General features: G+C 65.9%; 1 pseudogene. It reads left to right on the top strand.

The features are described 5' to 3' along the window. Window positions 1-1,348, top strand: a pseudogene (locus ACYVJ8_RS17700) (RHS repeat protein); the annotation flags it as partial.

Raw genomic sequence — 1,348 nt, 5'->3', positions numbered from 1 at the left:
CCAGTACGACGCCCGCGACAACCTGACCGCCGTCGTCGATCCCAAGGGCCTGACCACCGGTTACACCTACAACGGCCTGGGCGACCTGACCCAGCTCAGCAGCCCCGACACCGGTGTAACCCGCTACACCGTTGATGCCGCCGGCAACCGCGCCACGCAGACCGATGCCCGCGGCATCAAGGCCACCTACGCCTATGACGCGCTCAACCGGCTCACCGCGGTCCACTATCCGACCAGCAGCCTCAACGTCGACTACCACTACGACACGGTGGCGGCGGCCTGCGCCACCGGCGAGACCTTCGCCGCCGGCCGCCTGAGCCAGATCCTCGATGGCAGCGGCAACACCCAGTACTGCTACGACCGCTTCGGCCAGCTGGTGCGCAAGGTGCAGACCACCAAGAGCAAGGTCTTCATCGTCCGCTACGCCTACACGAATGCGGGCCAGCTCAGCCGCATCACCTATCCGGACGGCACCGAGGCCGACTACGTCCGTGATGCCATGGGCCACACCACGCAAGTCGGTGTGACCCGGCCGGGCAAGGCAAGGCAAGTGCTGCTCACCAACGCCAGCTACCACCCGTTCGGCCCGGTGGCGGAGTGGGTGTTCGGCAATGGAAGACTGTTCCAGCGCACGCTCAACCAGAACTACCAGCCGGGCGTCGTGCAGGATCAGAGCCCCGGCGGCCTGTCGGTGGGCTACGAGTTCGACGCGGTCGGAAACTTAAGCAAGCTGCGCAACGGCAACCAAAACGACCCGCCGCTGCGGCTGTACGGCTACGACGCCCTCAACCGCCTGACCGCGGCACAGGACGGCACCACGCAGGCCTTCACCGAAGGCTACAGCTACGACGCCACCGGCAACCGCACCAGCGCGACCGTCGGCAGCATCACGACGGCGTACAGCTATCCAGCCAGCAGCCATCGCCTGACGAATGTAGGTGGCACTGGGCGCACGTACGACAACGCCGGCAACACCACCAAGATCGGCACGCGCAGCTTCGTCTACAGCGACGCCGACCGCATGGGCGAGGTCAAGCTGGGCACCACGTCGGTGATGAAATACCTCTACAACGGCAAGGGCGAGCAGGTACGCCGAGCGCACGGCACGCGGGGCACCGTCACCGTGTACGACGAGGCCGGCCATTGGATCGGTGAGTACAGCGACAGTGCGACCAAGCCGACGCAGCAGGTGATCTGGCTGGATGATCTGCCGGTGGGGTTGATCGTCGGCGCTGTTGCCGCTAACCAACCGCTGCACTACATCGAAGCCGATACCCTGGGCACGCCACGCACGATCATCGATGTTAACCGCGACGTGGCGGTGTGGAGTTGGCCGCTGGTGGGCGAG

This window comes from Lysobacter terrae (assembly GCF_054782215.1).
The sequence above is the reverse complement of the archived record's forward strand: the minus strand, read 5'-3'. Positions and strand labels throughout refer to the sequence as shown.